Source organism: Limnospira sp. (genome assembly GCF_051859755.1).
GTDB classification, from domain to species: domain Bacteria; phylum Cyanobacteriota; class Cyanobacteriia; order Cyanobacteriales; family Microcoleaceae; genus Limnospira; species Limnospira fusiformis.
Map to the genome: position 1 here is coordinate 1 of NZ_JBIMLI010000351.1, position 1,185 is coordinate 1,185.

The window sequence follows — 1,185 nt, forward strand, 5'->3', positions numbered from 1 at the left end:
TAGTCCCCACGCCCATTTCAGCTCTATTTCATACCCGAAGGTCTCGCACCATACTTGGTATTATACCGTATGGCCGTCAAATGTTAACCTAATTTGAGATTAAATCATGCTCCAGAAAACCTGACAGCCAGTTGGTTGAGCGATAATCAACTCAACCGCCCCAGCATCTGTTAATCAATACTGAGGACCCAAGTACCAACATAGCGTAACAGAGGCACATCACCGGGGCTGCGAACATTAGCATTAAAGTGGAACATCCCGCCAAAAGTAGGATTTCTGACGTTTGACATCACAATTTCTAAAGACTGTCCGGCTGGGATGGGTTCTTCTGGATAGATTTCAATAAAATTGTTTTCGGCATCCCAGATTACCTCCTCTAGGGGAATTGACTGATCACCGATACGAACCTCAATGCGATCGGGGTCAAATCTACCCTCGAAATGCTCAGGATACGAAATCGAGATCAAAGCCACAGCCATATTTAACTTCCTAGACGGAATTCTTAATCTGTAGCGGTCCCAGCGACCAGAGCGGCCACTTTGTAGAAAGAAATTGAGCAAATTCGCCCTTTCCGGTCCACCAAACAAAGTCACACCAGGACCTGATTGCGCCATAACCAGAGTCGGAAAAGCTCCCAACAAAAAGCCAGTCAGTGTCAAACCAGAAACTAGAGAACGGATTTTCATTGATACAAACTCCTGCGATAAGTGTAACGGCGGTAACAATTTGACTTATGGTTAAAGGATTATTTTCGAAATAAAGACAAACTAAAGATATCAATCAATGGGAACAACTACGATTATGATGTCAAACTAGACACTCATTCTGACACAATCATCATCATTGTGTCGAGTTGCTGTGGTAGCAGTGATTAGCCTGTTGTAGCAAAGGTTGCACATTTTGATTGATTAGCTACTTCAACCTAGACGGCCAGCTAGGTGGGGTGCTGTCAGATTTAGTGGTTGTCATCAAAAAATGACAAATGTTCTGATATGACGCGCTTTCCCAAGGCAGATCAAATTTCGATCGCTATCATAGAATCCTGTAGGGACGGGTTTCGCTCGTCACTAATCAATTGCCACAAACAAATAGGAGTGCTAAACCCGAAAGGAGCATGATTTAATCTCAAATTAGGTTAATATTTTAGGGCAATACGGTATAATAAGCGAGAAGAGTTGAGGATAA

General features: G+C 43.0%; 1 protein-coding gene. It reads right to left on the reverse strand.

Annotated elements, in window-relative coordinates; genetic code table 11:
• Positions 1-170: 170 nt before the first annotated feature.
• On the reverse strand, positions 171-686 hold the full coding sequence (locus tag ACTIE0_RS24555) for a DUF2808 domain-containing protein (protein WP_006622026.1): 516 nt from the start codon (positions 684-686) through the stop codon (positions 171-173).
• Positions 687-1,185 lie beyond the last annotated feature (499 nt).